Annotated in this window: 1 protein-coding gene; it reads left to right on the forward strand. The window is 77.0% G+C overall.

Annotated elements, in window-relative coordinates; translation table 11 throughout:
- Window positions 1–248: KR domain-containing protein (locus VM95_RS38315; RefSeq protein WP_045706429.1), on the forward strand; the 248-nt coding region annotated here is incomplete at both ends.

The raw sequence follows: 248 nt of genomic DNA on the forward strand, positions 1-248 counted from the left end.
CCGAGGCTGGTGCGGGTCTCGGCGGCGGACGCGTCCGAGCGGGTCGTGCTGGACCCGGAGCGGACGGTCCTCGTCACCGGCGGCACCGGTGAGCTGGGCCGGGAGCTGGCCGAGCACCTGGTGCGCCACCACGGCGTGCGTCACCTCGTGCTGACTTCCCGCCAGGGCGAGGCGGCCCCCAGCGCCGCCGATGTCCGGGGCGCACTGCTGGCCGCCGGTGCGGAGAGCGTGCGGATCGAGGCGTGCGA

The sequence above is a fragment of the Streptomyces rubellomurinus genome, assembly GCF_000961885.1.
GTDB classification, from domain to species: domain Bacteria; phylum Actinomycetota; class Actinomycetes; order Streptomycetales; family Streptomycetaceae; genus Kitasatospora; species Kitasatospora rubellomurina.